We start from the raw sequence: 19322 nt of genomic DNA, 5'->3' as shown, positions 1-19322 counted from the left end.
ACCTCAGCTTCCTTGAGAGTCTTCCCGGCCTTCGATATCTGAGCATTGATGCGAAAGTTCTGGATGATAGGCAAGCGTTCCGACTGGAGACGCTAGAGGAGTTGGTGCTTATAACTGGAAGCCGCCGCGCAGTTCCAGAGTCTTTGCAACCCAATCTCAAGTCTCTGTTGGTCATGGATCGTCCGGGGTTGTCGGTCTCGACTAATTGGCCCCAATTGGAACGAATCCGAATTGGATCGTGGAAGGGTCGTGACCTCCGCATCTTCGAAGGAGCGGACTCGTTGAAGCATGTTCGGCTCGAAGGGTCCCGCCAGCAAGGGAGTCTGATTGGAATTGACTCGTGCCGAAACTTGATTGAGTTTGAGAGCGTAAATTATTCGGTAGTTGACACTACTCCGTTCGTCAACTCGAATTCGCTTGCATCGGTTAGTCTAATGGCGGCATCGCCGACGCCACCCCATGAAGAGGTGGACTTCGAGGACTTTGCCTCGGCGCCTGTCGAAAGAATCTGGATTTCGAATGCAATGCGCCTCAATGGAGTACGCTCTCTCGGTTCATCCGTGCGCTTGCGCAACCTAAGATTGGTCGAATGCAACGTGGACGCTTCCATGCTTCAGATTTTGCAGTCCTTGCCGACGGCCATTAACGTAGAAGTGTTGGATTGATCTAGTGACCAAGGTCAACCGACCTGGGTCGGCACTGAGGCGGTGGAAGGTTGCTGGCAACCAGAAAGTCGGCGGGAGCGACATCGACCACACGATCGACCTTCAGTTCGGAGGAGCCGACGACGTGGCGAACATGAGTCCGCTCGATCTCTCCGCGAACCGAAGCCTTGGAGCGCAGATTTCTAACCAGCTAAAGCAACAAGGCTTGGCGCCGGGTGATGTTGTATGTTCCATCAGCATTACCGTGAGACGCTGCTAGGGAGAGCATATGGCTGAGGTTGACGCGTCATTCGCAGCACGATCCGACGCCGGGATGTTTGGCCTCTGGCGGTCGCATGCGTTCGATCAAGTAGTTGATCAGGAGGCGTGGGAAGCACAGTTCGGCACCGACCGAGCAATCCAGAGGCGAATCGTCGTCGGTGACTTCGTGCCGCTCAACATTCAGAGCGACGGCTCGTTTCAATTCGTGCTCCGTGGCGGAGTCGACCATGAGGGGCTTACCGAGCGGGAGTTGCGTTATGTCGCTGTGAGTTCGGATCCGTACTTGCTGGTCTCGGACGGTGCGGTGGAACTAGGCGGTATTGAGGCCGCAGGTGGAGGCTCAATTGACGAGCGAAACGTCTTCAAGTTGGCGGCAGGTCGTTATCGCGTCGTCGCGCATCTCGTTGACTGGGAAGCCGAGCCAGGCAGCCAGTTGGCGGACGGTTCTCCGGCGGGCTCCGCATTGCCTGACTTCATCGTCGAGATCCTTCCGGTCGGAAGCGGGGAGGACTTTCGTACCAGCGTGGCGACCTTCGACCCGCCGGACTGAACCTCAATCCTTCAAGCCGGTGATCGGCCACGATCGGTGGTGTGCCGAGACGGTAGTAGGCCGCGGACGTTCGAATCGTGAGTTAGTGGGACGCATGTCTGGCTTCCGAGACGCCCGTCACATACTCTCGGTACATGAGCGCATCGAACCCGACTTCTTCCGGCGGCCCGATCGTCGAGGGCCCGCTCGATCCCGAGCACGACGCCACGGCGTCCCTGGCCCTCGAGCCTGACTATGTTGCCCGCCTGACCGGCCGCGTCGTGGCGACCACGGGGGAGAGCCGAGAGGTCATCAGCCCGCTCAACGGGGCGCCGCTGGCGCACATCCCGCAGTCGAGCGACGACGATGTGGCAGGGGCCTTCGCCAAGGCCCGGGTGGCGCAGGAGAAGTGGGCCGCGACCCCGGTCGCCGAGCGCGAGCGCATCCTGATCAAGCTACACGACCTCGTCCTCGACCGGCAGGACGAGATCCTCGACCTGATCGTGCTGGAGTCGGGCAAGGCCCGTAAGCACGCCTTCGACGAGCCGCTGCACATCGCGCTGACCGCCCGCTACTACGGCCGCCGGAGCAGCAAGATCCTCGACACCGAGCGCAAGCTCGGCGTCATCCCCGTGCTCACCCGGGTCGAGCTCAACCACGTCCCCAAGGGCGTCGTCGGCATCATCAGCCCGTGGAACTACCCGTTCACCATGGCGCTGTGCGACGGCCTGGCCGCGATCGCAGCCGGCAACGCGGTGGTCATCAAGCCCGACTCGCAGACCATGCTCAGCGCGCTCCTCGGCGCCGAGCTGCTCGCGGAGGCGGGGCTTCCGGAGAACCTGTGGACCGTCGTCGCCGGCCCGGGCTCGAAGATCGGCACCAGCATCATCCAGCGCGCCGACTACGTCTGCTTCACCGGCTCGACCAACACCGGCAAGATCGTCGCCAAGCAGGCGGCCGAGCGGCTGATCGGTGCCAGCCTGGAGCTCGGGGGCAAGAACCCCATGCTCGTCCTCAAGGACGCCGACATCGAGAAGGCGGCCGAGGGCGCTACCCGCGCGGTCTTCTCCAACTCCGGCCAGCTCTGCGTGAGCGTCGAGCGGCTCTTCGTCGACGACAAGGTCTACGACCGGTTCGTGGAGCGCTTCGTCGCCCGCACCCAGGCGATGACCCTCGGCGCCACCCTGGGCTGGGAGAACGACATGGGCACCCTGATCTCGCAGGCCCAGGTCGACACCGCCACCGCCCACGTCGAGGACGCCGTCTCGAAGGGGGCCCGCGTGCTCACCGGCGGCAAGGCCCGCCCCGACCTCGCGCCGTTCTTCTTCGAGCCGACCATCCTCGAGGGCGTCACCCCGGAGATGACCTGCTTCGGCAACGAGACCTTCGGCCCGGTCGTCTCGATCTACCGCTTCCACAGCGAGGAGGAGGCGATCGAGCGCGCCAACGACGGTGAGTACGGCCTCAACGGCTCGATCTACAGCCGCGACACATCCCGCGCCCGCCGCATCGCCCGGCAGATCAAGTGCGGCACGATCAACATCAACGAGGCCTTCGGCGCCACCTTCGCGAGCATCGACGCCCCGATGGGCGGCATGCGCGAGTCCGGCCAGGGCCGCCGCCAGGGTGTCGAGGGCATCCTGCGCTACACCGAGACCCAGTCGGTCGCCTCCCAGGCCATCCTGCGCTTCGCCCCTCAGTTCGGGATGAGCGACCAGGCGTACGCCAAGTTCATGACCGCCTCGCTGCGGGTGCTGAAGTCGCTGGGCCGCGCATGAGCGGGAACCACTACGACGTACTCGTCATCGGGTCGGGTTTCGGCGGCTCGGTCAGCGCACTGCGGCTGACCGAGAAGGGCTACAAGGTCGGGGTGGTCGAGGCGGGTCGCCGGTTCGCCGACGACGAGCTGCCCAACACCTCCTTCGACCTGCGCAAATACCTCTGGGCGCCGGCGATCGGCTGCTACGGGATCCAGCGCATCGACATGGTCAAGGACGCCGTGATCATGGCCGGCGCCGGGGTCGGCGGCGGCTCGCTGGTCTACGCCAACACCCTCTACGAGCCGCTCGACCCGTTCTACGAGGACCCTTCCTGGAGCCACATCACCGACTGGAAGGACGAGCTCGCTCCCTACTACGAGCAGGCTAAGCGGATGCTCGGCGTCACCCTCTACCCCCATCTGACCCCTGCTGACGAGGTCATGCAGAAGGTCGCGGCGGAGGCAGGACGCGGGGACACCTTTCACAAGGCGCCGGTCGGCGTCTTCTTCGGCGGCCCGGGCCACGTGGCCGGGCAGGAGGTGGCCGACCCCTACTTCGGCGGGGAGGGCCCCGACCGGCGTACGTGCACCAACTGCGGCGAGTGCATGACCGGCTGCCGTCACAACGCGAAGAACACCCTGGTCAAGAACTACCTCTACCTGGCCGAGAAGAACGGCGCCGAGGTGCACCCGCTGACCACGGTGACGCGCGTCTATCCGGCCAAGACCGGAAGCGGGTACGTCATCGAGACCCGCTCCACGAAGGCCAAGTTGGGCATCGGCCGCACGAAGCGGTTCACCGCCGACCAGGTGATCTTCTCGGCGGCCTCGCTCGGCACCCAGAAGCTGCTCCACAAGCTCAAGCGCACCGGCGACCTCCCCGAGATCTCCCCGCGCCTGGGTGAGCTGACCCGCACCAACTCCGAGTCGATCCTGGGCGCGATCGCCCCGGACACCGCCATCGACTACACCGAGGGCGTGGCGATCACCTCCTCGTGGCACCCCGACGAGCACACCCACATCGAGCCGGTCCGCTACGGGCACGGCAGCAACGCGATCGCTGCGATGCAGACGGTGCTCACCGAGGGTGGTCCCCATCGCCTCCGCCGGTGGCTCAAGGAGATGTGGCTGCAGCGGCGGTCGCTGCGTACGTTCTACGACTTCAAGCACTGGTCCGAGCGCACCGTCATCGCGCTGGTCATGCAGGCGCTGGACAACTCGATCACGACCTTCCCGAAGCGCACCATCTTCGGGTGGCGGATGTCGTCCAAGCAGGGCCACGGCAAGCCCAACCCGACCTGGATCCCCGCCGGTCTCGACGCCGTGCGGAAGATGGCCGGGGTGATGAGCTCGGGCGAGAAGCCGGGTTATGCCGGTGGCACGATCGGAGAGCCGTTCAACAAGCCGATGACAGCCCACTTCATCGGCGGCTGCACCATCGGCGACTCGGTGGAGACCGGCGTGATCGACCCCTACCAGCGGCTCTACGGCTACGACGGCCTGCACGTCGTCGACGGCTCCGCGATCTCGGCCAACCTGGGCGTGAACCCGTCGCTGACGATCACCGCTCAGGCCGAGCGGGCGATGGCGTTCTGGCCCAACAAGGACCAGGCCGACCCGCGGCCGGAGCTCGGTGCCGGCTATGCGCGGATCCAGCCCGTCCGGCCGGCCTCGCCTGCCGTGCCCGCGAGTGCGCCGGCTGCCCTGCAGCTGCCCATTGTTGACGTACGGTGACCAGGCTGTTGTGGTGGTGACACGGGCTGCGCAGGAATTTTCTGGCAGGAAGTTTTTAGTTGACCCGTAACCGTGGTTAAGAGGGTTCGTTGGAGTGATCAGACCCGGGATTGCTCCCTCCCTAATACATGCCGGGTCTTTCGTCCGGGACAGTTTTGCTCGGGCAATCAGGGCCCGGCCACCTCCCTCCCCGGCCGGGCCCTGGTGCATTTCAAGCGACCGGCGCCTCGAGGCGGGGCGCTGAGTGGCTCATCGGCCGGGCGTCCTCACTCCTGAGATCTCAGGACGGCGATCTCCGGTGCCGGGTCGAAGCCGTGACCGACCAGCCACCTGATCGCCCGCAGGCTCCGCAACGACCACCACGCGCGGATCACCGCGATGTCGACGTCGGCACCGTAGCCGGCGATGACGTCATCGAGGTGGTCCTCGTGTCCGAGCGTCAAGGTCGCGATGTCGAACATCGGGTCTCCTTGGCCAGCCTCGGACCAGTCGATCACGCCCGTCACCTCGTCACCATCGACGAAGACGTGGGTGATCTGCAGGTCGCCGTGGATGAACGCAGGCGTCAGCGGCCGGAGTGCCGTCTCGGCGATCCGGCGGTTTCGGCGGACCACGTCGGAAGAGAGGACATCGTTCTCGACAAGCCACCGGCACTCGTGATCGAGGTGTGACGCGATGTCGTCCAGGTGGGTGGTACGCCGTGAGGGCAGCGGTGCCTCATGCAGCATCCGTGCGGTGGCACCGGCCGCAGCCCATGCCGCGGACGAGGCGGGCGACGGCTCGTAGAGAGTGCCGAGCGCGCAACCCGGTAGGGCGGCCAGAGCCAGCACCGGCGGTTTCCGCCAGAGGATCTCCGGGGTCGGGATCGGCGCGGCCGTCATCGCCGCCACCTCCGCGTCGATGCGCGTCTGATCGAGGTCGACCTTCAAGAAGGTGTCGCCGACACGGATGGTCGCTCGCTCGTTGTGGGCGACGACGACCTCGACTTCGTCCATATCAGCCAAGATTCCCAGGTTGCCGCCGTGGGGCGCGACGGATTTTGGCGCCCGGTCCGGTGAGATTGGGCCGTGGAGTACGGCGTCGTTAGGATTCGTGCATGACGCAGGCTCCTGGGGCGGAAGAGCACGATCTGGTTCTCGTGGTGGACTTCGGCGCGCAGTATGCGCAGCTGATCGCCCGCCGCGTACGTGAGGCGAAGGTCTACTCCGAGATCGTGCCGCACTCGATGCCGGTCGAGGAGATGCTCGCCAAGAACCCGAAGGCGATCATCCTCTCCGGCGGCCCCTCGAGCGTGTACGCCGAGGGCGCCCCCGCCATCGACAACAGCCTGTTCACCGCGGGCACCCCGGTGTTCGGGATGTGCTACGGGTTCCAGCTGATGGCCCAGGGCCTGGGCGGGACCGTCGACGACAACGGAGCCCGGGAGTACGGCCGCACGCCGGTCACCGTCGGTGTCTCCGGCACGCTGCTCAAGGACATCCCGCCGGCCCACAACGTGTGGATGTCGCACGGCGACTCGGTCTCCGAGGCGCCCGAGGGCTTCACCGTGCTCGCGAGCACCGCGGACACCCCGGTGGCGGCCTTCGAGAACGTCGAGAAGCAGCTCGCGGGCGTGCAGTGGCACCCCGAGGTGCTCCACTCCGAGCACGGGCAGAAGGTGCTCGAGCACTTCCTGTGGGACATCGCCGGCGCGCGCCAGACCTGGACCATCGGCAACATCGCCGAGGACCAGATCGAGCGGGTACGCGAGCAGATCGGCGACCACCGCGCGATCTGCGCGCTCTCGGGCGGCGTCGACTCCGCGGTCGCGGCGGCCATCGTCGCCAAGGCCATCGGTGACCGGCTGACCTGCGTCTACGTCGACCACGGCCTGATGCGGAAGAACGAGTCGGTCGCGATCGAGAAGGCGTTCCGGGAGTCGACCGGTGCCGAGCTGAAGATCGTCGACGCCGAGAAGGAGTTCCTCGACGCGCTCGCCGGGGTCACCGACCCGGAGGAGAAGCGCAAGATCATCGGCCGCGAGTTCATCCGCTGCTTCGAGCGTGCCGAGGTCGAGATCCTGGGCGACAGCGACGAGAAGGTCGCCTTCCTCGTCCAGGGCACCCTCTACCCCGACGTCGTCGAGTCCGGCGGCGGTGCCGGCACCTCCAACATCAAGTCCCACCACAACGTCGGCGGCCTCCCCGAGGACCTCGAGTTCGAGCTGGTCGAGCCGCTGCGTGAGCTCTTCAAGGACGAGGTGCGCGCCGTCGGCTCCCAGCTCGGTCTGCCCGACGAGATCGTCCAGCGTCAGCCGTTCCCCGGCCCCGGCCTCGGGATCCGCATCATCGGTGAGGTCACCAAGGAGCGGCTCGATATCCTTCGCGAGGCCGACGCGATCGCCCGCGAGGAGATGACCCTCGCCGGTCTCGACCGCGACATCTGGCAGATGCCGGTCGTGCTGCTCGCCGACGTCCGCTCGGTCGGCGTTCAGGGCGACGGCCGCACCTACGGCCACCCCGTCGTGCTCCGCCCGGTCACCTCCGAGGACGCGATGACCGCCGACTGGGCCCGACTTCCTTACGAGGTCATGGAGCGCATCTCCACCCGGATCACCAACGAGGTGAGCGAGATCAACCGGGTCACCGTCGACATCACCTCGAAGCCCCCGGGCACCATCGAGTGGGAATGATTCGTTGACAGGTCTCGGCCGTGGACAATGTCGTCCATGACTGAGCCGGACCTCGCTCGACGACTCCTCGACGCACACGTCGCCCATGAGATGGCGGCGCTGCGCGGCGTACGTTTCCTCGATCTCGTCACCGGCGAGATCGACTTCGCGCTGCGCTCCGCCAGCGAGCTGACCCTCGACCAGGTGATGCCCCGCGACCTGATCAAGGAGGTCGCGCTGAAGTACGTCAGCACCTTCCGGCTCCCGGGCGCGATCCCGGAGGTCGCCGGTGCGCTCGCGACGAGGCTCAAGGCGCATCCCGCCAACGAGACACCGCTGGGCAAGGTGGTCAGCCGGCCGCGGATCGCCGAGCTCGTCGAGGCCCTCGTCGAGATGCGTACGCTGCGCCAGCAGGTTCTGCGCAGCCTGGCGGACAACTCCGGGATCCAGGCGGGCGTCGGCACCTTGATGCGCGGTACGGCCCGGGGTGCGGTCGACACCGGCCGCAGGCTCGCCGACAACCTGCCGGGTGGCTCCCTCGGCTTCTCGATCGCCGAACGTGTCGCCGGCCGGATGGCGGACACGATGAAGGGCACCCCGGTCGGCGCGGCCGTGGACCAGAGCGCACGCGAGCTCGCGGAGCGGGGTGCCGGAGCGCTGCTCGGCTACCTCACCGACACTGCCGCGAGCTCGGTCACCGACGAGGAGGTGCACGACGCGCTGCTGGAGGTCTGGGACGCGCTCGCGACCCGTCCTGTGCGTGAGATCGCCGACCTGGTCGACGACGAGCAGCTGGTCGCGCTCTTCGTCGGGCTCTACCAGGTCTGGCTCGACGTCCGCGACTCCGACTACCTGCAGGCCCTGATCGACACGGGCGTCGACTTCTTCTTCGACACCTATGGGAGCTTCACCCTCGACCGGCTCCTGGAGGAGTGGGGTCTGGGCCGCGACGACCTGGTCGAGGAGGCGCTCCGCTTCGGCCCGCCGGTGATCGAGGCGCTCGCCGAGGCCGGCGTCCTCGAGCAGCTGATCCGCCGCCGGCTCTCGAGCTTCTACGACTCGCCGGAGGCTCGGACCCTCCTGGGTTGAGGCCGTGTGCCCGGCCGTCGGGATGGGTACCGGAACCGGTGCACTCGATCAGGCAGGAGGCACGAGATGGCCGAGACGATCGTCGATGACAGGCTCTGGGAGAACTTCCACCGCGCGGTGAACATGAGCTCGCGAGACCTACGGAAGTGGCTCGCCGTGCAGGGTGCGGGGGAGATCGCCGAGACGGAGCCGGACCAGGCCGGCAGCGAGCTCGGCCACCGGGTGGCCGACATCCTCGGCAAGCGCCGAGCCGACGTGACTCCCGACGACGTCGAGGTGATGCGACGCGTCGTCGACAAGGTGACCGACCTTCGCGGCGGTGACACCGGCCAGTGGGAGCCGACCGCGGGCGAGGACCACTGGCGGCACCGGCTGATGAACGTCGGACACGACCCGCTGGCGCCGTGAGCGAGCGTCAGCGAGTGAGCCGTCCGGACAACACGCGACCGCGTCCGTATTCTGGCGCTTGCGCTACGGACGTGGTCGCGTGAGTGCTGCGGAGTGGGTGCCGGAGTCGCCGACGTTGTCCGACCTGCGCAGCGCCGTCCAGGACTGCCGTGGCTGCGAGCTCTACCGCGACGCGACCCAGGGTGTGATGGGCGAGGGGCGTACGCCGGCCCCGCTGATGCTGCTCGGCGAGCAGCCCGGTGACCGCGAGGACCGTGAGGGCGAGCCGTTCGTCGGTCCGGCGGGCGGCATCCTCCACGAGGCGCTCGCCGATGCCGGGATCGAGCCGGAGGAGACGTACACGACGAACGTCGTCAAGCACTTCCGCCACCGCCTCTCGGGCAAGCGCCGGATCCACCAGTCGCCCACGAGCAAGCACGTCGGCGCCTGCGCTCCGTGGCTGGCGGCGGAGCTGGATCTGGTACGTCCCAGCGGTGTCGTCCTGCTCGGCGGCACCGCCGGCAAGGCGCTGTACGGCTCGTCCTTCCGTGTCGGTGAGGCCCGCGGCCACCTCCTCGAATGGCCCGACGCCATCGCCACGGAGACCCTCGACCCCTGGGTCCTCGCGACGACCCACCCCTCCGCCGTCCTCAGGGCGGAGGACGAGCGGCAGGCGACGTACGACGGTCTGGTCGCCGATCTGCGGGTCGCCGCCGCTGCTCTGAAGAAATAGTGAAAGGCGATGTCGAGATCGCCGGTGCAGGCTCGACGCGTGGGTAAGAGCATCACCACCCACCCCTGAGGAGATCGAGATGAGCACCAACGCACAACGAGCCGGCTGGGTCATCACCGTCCTGGTCACCCTGTTCCTCGGCTTCGACATCGTCACGCACCTGCTGCAGGTCGAGCCCGTCATGGACTTCAACGACGAGATCGGCGCACCGGGCTGGTTCCCGGTCGTCTGCGGCGTCGTCCTCGGCCTGTCGCTGGTCGCCTACCACGTCCCGGCAACCCGGGCGATGGGCACGATCTTGATCACCGCCTACCTGGGCGGCGCGGTCACGGTGAACCTGGTGTTCGGGCAGCCGGCCTTCAACACCGTCTTCGCCATCGCCACCGCGGTCCTCGTCTGGGCTGGCGCCTGGCCGCGCGACGAGCGGCTGCGCGGTCTGGTCGCCGTCTGACGTAGGCGACATCGTCGGGGTAGTCCGGGAGCGAACTGCCCATTACTCGCCAGTAAATGGGCAGTTCGCTCCCGGACTACCCCCTCAACGACGAGCTCGCCTAGCCGCGGCGCAGTCGCGTGAACGCTCCGAGCACGGTCTGCTCGGAGAGGATGAGGTAGTCGCGCAACTCCTCAGCGGCCGCAGGTCCTCCCTGCTCGAGGAAGGTCTCGAGCAGGGAGCGGTTGCGTGTCACGAACGGAGCGTGCAGCGCCTCGGGGTTGTCGATCTCGAGGAACGCGAGCCGCAGCTCGGCGGCGATGTCGCGGAACAGACGTTCCAGGCGTGGGCTGTCGGCGAGGGCGACGATGGCGTCGTGGAACGCCATGTTGGCGGTGCCCACCGTGCGCCAGTCGCGTGCCTCGAGGCTGGTCTCGCTCTGTTCTACGGCCTCGCGCATCGCCATGACCGCGGGATGCAGCGGGGAGCCGGCGGCCAGCGCGGCCGGCTCGACGTAGCGCCGCGCCCGATAGATGTCGACGACGTCCGCCACGGTGGGGGAGGCGACCGAGACCCCGCGATGAGGTACGTGCTCGATGAGGCCCTGCTCGGCCAGCACGCGGAACGCCTCTCGAAGCGTGTTGCGGGAGACCCCGAGCTTCTCGGCGAGGGAGATCTCCGACAGCCGGGTGCCGGGCGCGAACTCGCCGTCGATGATCCGCCGGCGCAGGGCGTTCGTCAGGGTGTCCTCGACATCGGGCATGACCGCATCCTAGGGGAATCGCATCCGCGGACAATCGAAACGTCATTTTAACAGTCGGGACTATTATTGTTGAACAATTACTGCCATCCTGTACTACACCAAAGAGAGTGTGGCGGGAGCCACACAGCCCGTTGATGGCAGGAGTCCCCCATGACCGAGACGACCAGCGCCGAGCGCGCGAAGAGCTTCGCCCGTTCCCGCCGAGGACCCATCCTCGGCGCCATCTTCCTGATGGCCACCTCGGCCATCGGCCCCGGCTTCATCACCCAGACCGCGACCTTCACCGCACAGCTCGGCGCGGCGTTCGCCTTCGCGATCCTGGCCTCGATCCTGATCGACTTCGCGCTGCAGATGAACGTGTGGCGCATGATCACCGTCGCCGGCAAACGCGCCGGCGATCTGGCGAACGAGGCGGTGCCGTACTCCGGTCACCTGCTGGCGACGCTCATCGTGATCGGCGGTCTGGCGTTCAACATCGGCAACATCGCGGGTGCCGGGCTCGGCCTGAACGCCCTGCTGGGACTCGACCCGAAGGTCGGCGGCCTGCTCTCGGCGCTGCTCGCCATCGGCATCTTCATGTACAAGCGGGCCGGCCGCGTCGTCGACATGGTCGTGCTCGTGCTCGGTCTGCTGATGATCGGGCTGACGCTCTTCGTCGCGATCGCCTCGCAGCCCCCGGTCGGTGACGCGCTGCGCCAGACCTTCGCGCCCGACACGCTCAACTTCGCGACCATCACCACGATCGTGGGCGGCACCGTCGGCGGCTACATCACCTACGCCGGCGCCCACCGCTACCTCGACTCCGGCCTGACCGGCCCCGAGCACGTCCCGGCCGTGCACCGTGCCTCGATGAGCGGCATCCTCGTCACCGGGATCATGCGCTACGTACTCTTCCTCGCGATCCTCGGCGTCGTGGCCTCGGGCGTCACCCTCGACTTCTCGAGCCAGGCGGCCAACCCGGCCGGCCAGGCCTTCGGCGCCGTGCTCGGTGACGCGGGCATCCGCATCTTCGGCGCGATCTTCTGGGCCGCGGCGATCACCTCGGTCATCGGCGCCGCGTACACCTCGGCCACCTTCATCTCGACCTTCTCGAAGAAGCTCGGAGCGGGGTGGCGGCTGCAGGTCGCGACGGTCGCCTTCATCGTGGTCTCCCTCGTCCTCTACCTGCTGATCGGCGCCGCACCCGCGGCTATCCTGGTCTTCGTCGGCGGTTTCAACGGTCTGATCCTCCCGATCGGCATGACGATCTTCATGTACATCGGCTGGTTCCGTCAGCGCGACGTCCTGCACGGCTACCGCTACCCGGTGTGGCTGCTGACCGTGGGCACACTCGCGACCCTGCTCAGCTGGTACATGGGCATCGTCTCGATCCGCCCGATCTTCGCCTTCATCGGCATTGGAGCGTGAGCACCATGAACGACATGGCAGCAACCATCGACCTGAACTCCGACCTCGGCGAGAACACGCCCGACAGGGTGGTCGCCGACGACGCGGCCATGCTCGCGATCGTCTCGAGCGCCAACGTCGCCTGCGGGTTCCACGCCGGCAGCCCCGAGGGGATCCGTACGACGCTCGCCGACGCCGTGGCCAACGGCGTCACGATCGGCGCGCATCCCGGCTACCGCGACTACGAAGGTTTCGGACGCCGCGCCATGGACATCGACTCCGCGACGCTGCAGGCGCACGTCGAGTACCAGCTCGGCGCGCTGATCGGCCTGACCTCGTCGGTCGGCGGCGCGGTCCGCTACGTGAAGCCGCACGGTGCGCTCTACAACACGATCGCCCGCGACGAGCGACAGGCCCGTGACGTGGTCGCCGCGGTCAAGGCGGTCGACCCGTCCCTCGTGCTGCTCGGGCTCGCGGGCGGCGTCGTGCTCGACGTGGCCGACGCCGCCGGGCTGGCCACGGCCGCGGAGGCCTTCGCGGACCGCGCCTACACGCCCGGCGGCGAGCTGGTCTCGCGCGCCGAGCCGGGTGCCGTGCTGCACGACGCCGACGCGGTCGCAGCCCGCATGCTGCGGCTCGCGCGTGAGGGTGTGGTCGAGGCGATCGACGGCACCGACGTCGCCATCCGCGCCGACTCGATCTGTGTGCACGGCGACAGCGACGGGGCGATCCGGATGGCTGCCGCGACCCGGGCCCTGTTCGAGGCCGAGGGCATCGTGATCGCTCCGTTCGCCGGAGCCGCCGCATGACCGCGAGCATCACCCAGCTCGCCGCGGCTCGCGCCGCGCGTACCTCCTACCGGGCGGGCGAGGTCGCGCCGACGAGCGGCGTCGCCCACGGCCTGGTGCAGGCGAACCTGATCTCCGTGCCGGCCGACTGGGCCTTCGAGGTGCTGCTCTTCGCGCAGCGCAACCCGAAGCCGTGCCCGGTGCTCGAGGTGCTCGACCCGGGCGCCTACGAGTCGACCCTGGCGCCCGGATCCGACCTGCGCACCGACATCCCGGCGTACCGGATCTGGCGTGATGGCGTGCTGGCCGAGGAGGTCACGGACGCGAGCGCGGCGTGGGAGGAGCACCCCGATCTGGTCTCGTTCCTGATCGGCTGCAGCTTCACCTTCGAGGCCGGCCTGGCCGACGCCGAGATCCCGATCCGCCACCAGGAGCTCGGCCGCAACGTGCCGATGTACCGGACATCCCGCCCGTGCGCTCCCGCCGGGCGCCTGCGCGGCGACATGGTGGTCTCGATGCGCCCGATCCCCGCTGACCGCGTCGCCGATGCCGTACGCATCTCCGGTCGGTATCCGGCGGTGCACGGTGCGCCGGTGCATGTCGGTGATCCGGCGTCGCTCGGGATCGCCGACCTGGCCGCTCCCGAGTTCGGGGACCCGCCGGAGGTGCGCGACGGTGAGGTACCGGTGTTCTGGGCCTGCGGGGTCACGCCGCAGGCCGCGATCATGGACTCGCGCCCGCCGTTCGCGCTCACCCACGCGCCCGGTCACATGTTCATCACCGACGTACGGGATGCGGAGTATCTGGCGTGAGGCGCGTTCTCATCGCATCGGACCAGGCGCTGCTGGTCGAGGAGGAGGACCTCGAGGGCGCGATGCGGCTGCACGCGGCACTCGTGGCCGCGCCGCCGACCGGCGTCGTCGAGCTGGTGCCTGCCGCCCGGACGGTGCTCGTGCGGTTCGATCCGACGCTGGTCGACGAGGTCAGCCTCGCGAAGGAGCTGGGTGGGGTCGAAGCCGTGCACGGTGGTCTCCCGACCGCTGGTTCGGTGACGATCGGCGTGCGCTACGACGGGCAGGACCTCGACGAGGTCGCCGACCTGCTCGGGGTCAGCGCAGAGCAGGTTGTTGCGCGCCACGCGGCCGCGACCTGGCGGGTGGCCTTCACCGGCTACGCTCCCGGCTTCGGCTACCTCGTCGGTGATGACCCGCTCTTCGACGTACCGCGGCGCTCCTCGCCACGCACCCGGATCCCGGCCGGGTCGGTCGGGCTGGCCGGGACGTTCTCGGGCGTCTACCCCCGGGAGAGCCCCGGTGGCTGGCAGCTGATCGGGCGTACGGACGCGCCGATGTGGGACCTGCACCGGGATCCGCCCGCCCTGCTCGCGCCCGGGATGACCGTGCGGTTCGAGCGGCTCGAGCGGGAGCTGGTCTCGGTGGCTGCGCCCGCTTCGCCGGCCGAGGCCGCGGAGCACCCGTTCGCCGTCGAGGTCGTACGCCCCGGCCTGCAGCTGGTGCTCGAGGACCTCGGCCGCCCTGGCCATGCCGCGCTCGGTGTCTCCGCGTCGGGAACGGCCGACCGCCGCGCGCTGCGGGCCGCGAACCGTGCCGTCGGGAACGCTCCCGGAGCCGCCGCGTTCGAGCTCGCCGGTGGCGGCGCCGTTCTGCGTTTCAGCGGCCCCGCGGTCGTGGCGGTCGCCGGCGCCCCTGCCGAGACGAAGATCGTACGCAGTGACGGCGCGCCGCTCCCGGTCGAGCACGGCGCCGCAACCGCGCTCGAAGACGGGGAGGAGCTGCGTCTCGGCGCGGTGAGCGCCGGCCTGCGCGCCGTGATCGCGGTACGTGGCGGACTGGATCTTCCGCCGGCGCTCGGCAGCCACTCGAGCGACACGCTCGCGGGCCTCGGCCCCGGCGACCTCGGCGGACGGCCCTTGCGCACGGGCGACGTGGTCCCGCTGTTGGGGCCCGCGGCCGCGCCGTACGCTGTCGACCCCTGCCCGGCTCCCGCCGTCCCACTGCCCGCACCCGGTGACACGGTCGAGCTGCGCGTCGTGCTCGGCCCGCGCGAGGACTGGTTCACCGAGGCCGGCCTGCGCACGCTGGTCGAGCAGGAGTGGACCGTCACGCCCCGCTCCGACCGCGTCGGCGTACGTCTCGAGGGCGCTGTCCCGCTCGAGCGAGACGTCGCCGGCGAGCTGCCGAGCGAGGGGGCGGTGACCGGCGCGATCCAGGTGCCGCCCGACGGCCAGCCCGTGCTGTTCCTTCCGGACCACCCGCTCACCGGCGGCTATCCGATCATCGGCGCGGTCATCGACCGCGACCTGGACCTGGCCGGTCAGCTGCCGCCCGGCGTCCGCATCCGCTTCCGACCCGTCGCGCCCACTGTGCCCGTCGGGTCGACCACCAAGACCTGAGGAGACTGACATGCGCAGGGTGCTCATCGCCAACAGGGGAGAGATCGCCGTCCGCGTCGTGCGGGCGGTTGCCGAGGCCGGCCTCGTGTCGGTCGCCGTCTACGCCGACCAGGACGCCGACGCGCTGCACGTGCGTCTTGCCGACGAGGCGTACGTGCTCGGCGGCGCCACCGCCGCCGAGTCCTACCTCAGCATCGAGTGGCTGATGGCCGCGGCACAGGCCTCCGGTGCCGACGCGGTGCATCCGGGCTACGGGTTCCTGTCGGAGAGCGCCGAGTTCGCGCGCGCCGTCGAGGCCGCCGGCCTGATCTGGATCGGACCCAGCCCCGAGAGCATCGACAGCCTCGGCGACAAGATCACCGCCCGCCGGATCGCGCAGAGCGTCGGCGCCCCGCTGGTCGCGGGCACCGACCGGCCGCTGGAGTCGGCCGACGAGGCGGTCGCGTTCGCCCGTGAGCACGGGCTCCCGATCGCGATCAAGGCCGCCTTCGGTGGTGGCGGCCGCGGTCTGAAGGTGGCCCGCGAGCTCGACGACGTCGCCGACGCCTTCGACTCCGCCTCGCGCGAGGCGCTGGCCGCCTTCGGTCGCGGTGAGTGCTTCGTCGAGCGGTTCCTGGAGCGTCCGCGGCACATCGAGGCGCAGGTGCTCGGCGACGGCACCGGGCACGTCGTGGTCGTCGGCGACCGGGACTGCTCGCTGCAGCGACGCAACCAGAAGCTCGTCGAGGAAGCACCCGCGCCGGGGCTCACGGACGAGCAGCGCCGTCGCATCCACGACGCCGCCCGCGACATCTGCGCGGCGGTCTCCTACCGCGGGGCCGGGACCGTCGAGTTCCTGATGGGCGAGGACGGAGTGATCTCGTTCCTCGAGGTGAACACCCGACTCCAGGTCGAGCACCCGATCACCGAGGCCGTCACCGGCGTCGACCTCGTCGCCGAGCAGCTGCGGATCGCCGCGGGTGAGGGCATCTCCTTCGCGGAGACCCCGGCGCCCTCGGGCCACGCGATCGAGCTGCGGATCAACGCCGAGGACCCGGGCCGCGGCTTCCTGCCGAGCCCCGGCGTCGTGACCGGCCTGCGGGCTCCCTCCGGTCCCGGCGTGCGCTGGGACGCCGGGATCGAGGCGGGGGATACGGTGCAGAGCGCCTTCGACTCGCTGATCGCCAAGCTGATCGTGCATGCGCCGAACCGGGACACCGCCGTCGTACGTGCTCGCCGCGCGCTCCGCGAGCTCGAGGTCGAGGGGGTCGCGACCGTCGTACCCTTCGCCCGCGTCCTGCTCGACGACCCGGCGTTCTCGACCGCCGGGTTCGCTGTGCACACGCAGTGGATCGAGACCACGCTGATGCCGCGCTTGGAGGCGCAGCGGCGACCCGAGCCGGCGCTCGCGCAGCCGCTGCGGCGGGTGCCGATCGAGATCGACGGACGCCGGGTGATGCTCGGTCTCCCCGACGATCTGCTCCGAGGGATCGCGGCCGGCGGGTCGGCGACGGCCGAGGCCGGACCGGCAGCGGCCGTCGCCGACCCGGCCGTGCTCGAGGCCACCGTCCCCGGCGTACTCGTCGACTGGCTCGTTCCCGACGGCGAGCAGGTCACCGAGGGCCAGGACGTCGCGGTCATCGACGCCATGAAGATGGAGACCCGGGTCGCCGCACATCGTGCGGGCGTGCTCTCCCGCGGCACCGACGTGGGTGGCACGGTCGCGATCGGGGACGTGCTGGGGAAGATCGAGCAGGCCTAGATCGAGCAGGCCTAGCCTGTGTGAGCGAGGATCGCGGGGACGACCCGGTCCCAGGTCGAGGGCGGGGGCGGCTCGTGACCGACGCCGTCGAGGACGAGGAGCGTCGCGTCGGGGATGTCGCGGGCCAGGATCTCGGCATGCCCGATCGGGAAGAGCGGGTCGCGGGTGCCGTGGATGACCAGCGTCGGGGCGGCGATCTCGGCCAGCGTCGCCTCGATCGGCTCGCCGTCGCTCATCGCCTGGTGGTTGGCGAAGCTCGGCCGCATGTCCGGCGTGCGGCGTACGACCCGCTCGATCACCGCCCGCATCCTGGCCTCGTCGAAGCCCTCCGGCACGAACGCGCGCTGGTCCTCGACGAGCATCGACACCAGAGCCTCGTGGTCATCGGGATCCGGGACGGTGGTGGTGGCTGCCTTCGCGAAGAAGTCGGCCAGCTCCTCGCCGATGGGCGGCAGGTCGGGTACGCCGTCGAAGGCCGGCGAGGTCTCGTCGAGGATCAGCGTCTCGACCCGCTCCGGATAGAGCACCGCCGCACACTGGGCCATCGCCCCGCCCATCGAGATGCCGAAGATGTGGGCCTTGTCGAGGCCGAAGGCGTCGAGGAGCGCCGGGATGTCCGCGATCATGTCGCGCCCGGTGTAGCCCGGCTCTCCCGGCGGCCAGGTCGTCGAGCGGCCGGTGTCGCGGTGGTCGTAGCGGATCACGAACCTCCGGCCCGCGGCCAGCGCCCGGCAGAAGTCGTCCTCCCAGTAGTCCATCGAGGCGCTCATCCCACCGACGAGCAGGATCGGCGGGTCCGCAGGACTCCCGAACGTCTCGACGCACAGCTCGATCCCGTTGACCGCCAGTGTCAGTTCGCCCATGGCGACCAGCAAACGGGCGGGTCCGAGCCGCGTCAAGCGCTTAAGGCGTGGCGTACGTGTCGATCTCGGCGCGCAGCCGGGCCTTGAGGTCGTCGGGTGCGTAGGAGACGTCGACGGCGGCGCGGGCGAGGTCGGCGATGCCCGCGGGGTCGAGGCCGAGGAGGTCGGTCGCGATCTCGTACTCCTGGTTGAGCGTGGTCGCGAACATCGGCGGGTCGTCCGAGTTGATCGTGACCGGCACACCGGCATCGACGAACGTCTTGAGCGGGTGCTCCTCGAGCGTCGCGACGGCGCCGGTGGCGACGTTCGACGAGGGGCAGACCTCGAGCGGGATCCGGTGCTCGGCGAGGTGCGCGAGCAGGGCGGGATCCTGGGCCGCCGAGGTGCCGTGGCCGATCCGCTCGGCCTTCAGCACGGTCAGGGCGTCCCAGATCGTCTGCGGTCCGGTGGTCTCGCCGGCGTGCGGCAGCGAGCGGAGCCCCGCGGCGCGGGCCGCGTCGAAGTGCCTCTCGAACTGCGGCCGGGGAACCCCCACCTCGGGCCCACCGAGGCCGAACCCGACGAGAGCCGCCGGGCCATGGTCGACGGCGTACGCCAGGGTGGCATCGGCCGCCGGGATCCCCGACTCACCCGGGATGTCGTAGATCCAGCGCAGCGTGATCCCGAAGTCGCGCTCGGCGCCCACCCGGGCGTCCTCGAGCGCCTCGGTGTAGGCCTCGATCGCCATCCCGGTGTGCCCGGTCCCGGCGGGACGCTCGGCCAGATCCGGGCGTACGGAGGTGTAGGGCGTGCAGGTCAGCTCGGCGTAGCGCACCTGCTGGGTCTGCGCGAGGTCGCGCGCGATCTCGTAGGTCAGATAGCGGATGTCCTCGGGGGTCCTGACCAGGTCCACGACCGAGAGGTAGACCTCGATGAAGTGCGCGAAGTCGCTGAACGTGAAGTACTCCCGCAGCAGCTCGATGTCCGCCGGCACCGTCCCGGGATGCCGTGCCGCCAGCTCCGCGACGATCCGCGGCGAGGCCGACCCGACGTGGTGGACATGCAGCTCAGCCTTGGGCAGCCCGGCGATGAAGGTCTTCAGGTCACTCACGCCCTCGATCCTCACACGCAGGTTCGCCCTACCGCGACTCC

17 protein-coding genes are annotated in these 19322 nt (G+C 69.1%); 13 read left to right on the top strand and 4 right to left on the bottom strand.

Annotated features, from left to right (window positions below):
* Positions 1–933: 933 nt before the first annotated feature.
* The 3 genes from ACW14X_RS10180 to ACW14X_RS10170 all read left to right on the top strand — a co-directional run bounded on the left by ACW14X_RS10180 (position 934) and on the right by ACW14X_RS10170 (position 4948).
* Positions 934–1476: a hypothetical protein gene (locus ACW14X_RS10180; RefSeq protein WP_457165518.1), complete on the top strand. Its 543-nt coding sequence runs from the start codon at positions 934–936 to the stop codon at positions 1474–1476.
* Positions 1477–1610: 134 nt separating this feature from the next.
* Positions 1611–3233 carry a succinic semialdehyde dehydrogenase gene (locus tag ACW14X_RS10175; RefSeq protein WP_457165517.1) on the top strand — a complete coding sequence of 541 codons (1623 nt, stop codon included), beginning with the start codon at positions 1611–1613 and terminating at the stop codon, positions 3231–3233.
* On the top strand, positions 3230–4948 hold the full coding sequence (locus tag ACW14X_RS10170) for a GMC family oxidoreductase N-terminal domain-containing protein (protein ID WP_457165516.1): 1719 nt from the start codon (positions 3230–3232) through the stop codon (positions 4946–4948). Before ACW14X_RS10175 ends, ACW14X_RS10170 begins: the two co-directional genes overlap by 4 nt.
* Before the next feature lie 266 nt (positions 4949–5214).
* Here ACW14X_RS10170 and ACW14X_RS10165 read toward each other — a convergent pair whose 3' ends face one another.
* Positions 5215–5943 (bottom strand): phosphotransferase family protein, encoded by a 729-nt coding sequence (locus ACW14X_RS10165; RefSeq protein ID WP_457165515.1) that lies wholly within the window; start codon positions 5941–5943, stop codon positions 5215–5217.
* A 101-nt stretch (positions 5944–6044) separates the two neighbouring features.
* Here ACW14X_RS10165 and guaA point away from each other — a divergent pair, with 101 nt between their 5' ends.
* The 5 genes from guaA to ACW14X_RS10140 all read left to right on the top strand — a co-directional run bounded on the left by guaA (position 6045) and on the right by ACW14X_RS10140 (position 10258).
* Positions 6045–7619 carry a glutamine-hydrolyzing GMP synthase gene (gene guaA / locus ACW14X_RS10160; RefSeq protein WP_160025297.1) on the top strand — a complete coding sequence of 525 codons (1575 nt, stop codon included), beginning with the start codon at positions 6045–6047 and terminating at the stop codon, positions 7617–7619.
* Positions 7620–7655: 36 nt separating this feature from the next.
* Positions 7656–8687 carry a hypothetical protein gene (locus tag ACW14X_RS10155; RefSeq protein WP_160025296.1) on the top strand — a complete coding sequence of 344 codons (1032 nt, stop codon included), beginning with the start codon at positions 7656–7658 and terminating at the stop codon, positions 8685–8687.
* 66 nt (positions 8688–8753) lie between these two features.
* Positions 8754–9095, top strand: coding sequence for a DUF3140 domain-containing protein (locus tag ACW14X_RS10150; RefSeq protein WP_350844638.1), 342 nt, complete (start codon positions 8754–8756; stop codon positions 9093–9095).
* A 79-nt stretch (positions 9096–9174) separates the two neighbouring features.
* Positions 9175–9807, top strand: coding sequence for a UdgX family uracil-DNA binding protein (locus ACW14X_RS10145; protein ID WP_350844640.1), 633 nt, complete (start codon positions 9175–9177; stop codon positions 9805–9807).
* A gap of 79 nt (positions 9808–9886) precedes the next feature.
* Positions 9887–10258: a DoxX family protein gene (locus ACW14X_RS10140; protein ID WP_457165514.1), complete on the top strand. Its 372-nt coding sequence runs from the start codon at positions 9887–9889 to the stop codon at positions 10256–10258.
* Between the two features lie 100 nt (positions 10259–10358).
* Here the strand turns inward: ACW14X_RS10140 and ACW14X_RS10135 are convergent, their stop codons facing one another.
* Positions 10359–11000, bottom strand: coding sequence for a GntR family transcriptional regulator (locus ACW14X_RS10135; RefSeq protein ID WP_160025291.1), 642 nt, complete (start codon positions 10998–11000; stop codon positions 10359–10361).
* A gap of 150 nt (positions 11001–11150) precedes the next feature.
* Here ACW14X_RS10135 and ACW14X_RS10130 point away from each other — a divergent pair, with 150 nt between their 5' ends.
* From ACW14X_RS10130 to ACW14X_RS10110, 5 genes are read left to right on the top strand one after another with little or no spacing between them, the layout of a single operon-like run.
* Positions 11151–12407, top strand: coding sequence for an NRAMP family divalent metal transporter (locus ACW14X_RS10130; RefSeq protein ID WP_160025290.1), 1257 nt, complete (start codon positions 11151–11153; stop codon positions 12405–12407).
* Between the two features lie 14 nt (positions 12408–12421).
* The gene (locus ACW14X_RS10125) at positions 12422–13195 is read left to right on the top strand and encodes a LamB/YcsF family protein (protein WP_350841077.1); all 774 of its coding nucleotides are present in this window, start codon (positions 12422–12424) and stop codon (positions 13193–13195) included.
* A complete protein-coding gene (locus ACW14X_RS10120; RefSeq protein WP_160025288.1) occupies positions 13192–13986 on the top strand; it encodes a putative hydro-lyase in 795 nt (264 codons plus the stop codon). The genes ACW14X_RS10125 and ACW14X_RS10120 overlap by 4 nt, the downstream gene beginning before the upstream one ends.
* Positions 13983–15587, top strand: coding sequence for a 5-oxoprolinase subunit B/C family protein (locus ACW14X_RS10115; protein ID WP_457165513.1), 1605 nt, complete (start codon positions 13983–13985; stop codon positions 15585–15587). Before ACW14X_RS10120 ends, ACW14X_RS10115 begins: the two co-directional genes overlap by 4 nt.
* Before the next feature lie 10 nt (positions 15588–15597).
* Positions 15598–17328: an acetyl/propionyl/methylcrotonyl-CoA carboxylase subunit alpha gene (locus tag ACW14X_RS10110; RefSeq protein ID WP_457165512.1), complete on the top strand. Its 1731-nt coding sequence runs from the start codon at positions 15598–15600 to the stop codon at positions 17326–17328.
* 11 nt (positions 17329–17339) lie between these two features.
* Here ACW14X_RS10110 and ACW14X_RS10105 read toward each other — a convergent pair whose 3' ends face one another.
* Both ACW14X_RS10105 and ACW14X_RS10100 read right to left on the bottom strand, forming a co-directional pair.
* Positions 17340–18191 (bottom strand): alpha/beta fold hydrolase, encoded by an 852-nt coding sequence (locus ACW14X_RS10105; RefSeq protein WP_457165511.1) that lies wholly within the window; start codon positions 18189–18191, stop codon positions 17340–17342.
* Between the two features lie 40 nt (positions 18192–18231).
* Positions 18232–19281, bottom strand: coding sequence for an adenosine deaminase (locus ACW14X_RS10100; protein WP_457165510.1), 1050 nt, complete (start codon positions 19279–19281; stop codon positions 18232–18234).
* Positions 19282–19322 lie beyond the last annotated feature (41 nt).

Source organism: Nocardioides sp. YJ-D4 (assembly GCF_054031495.1).
This window is presented reverse-complemented; position numbering and strand designations above follow the sequence as displayed.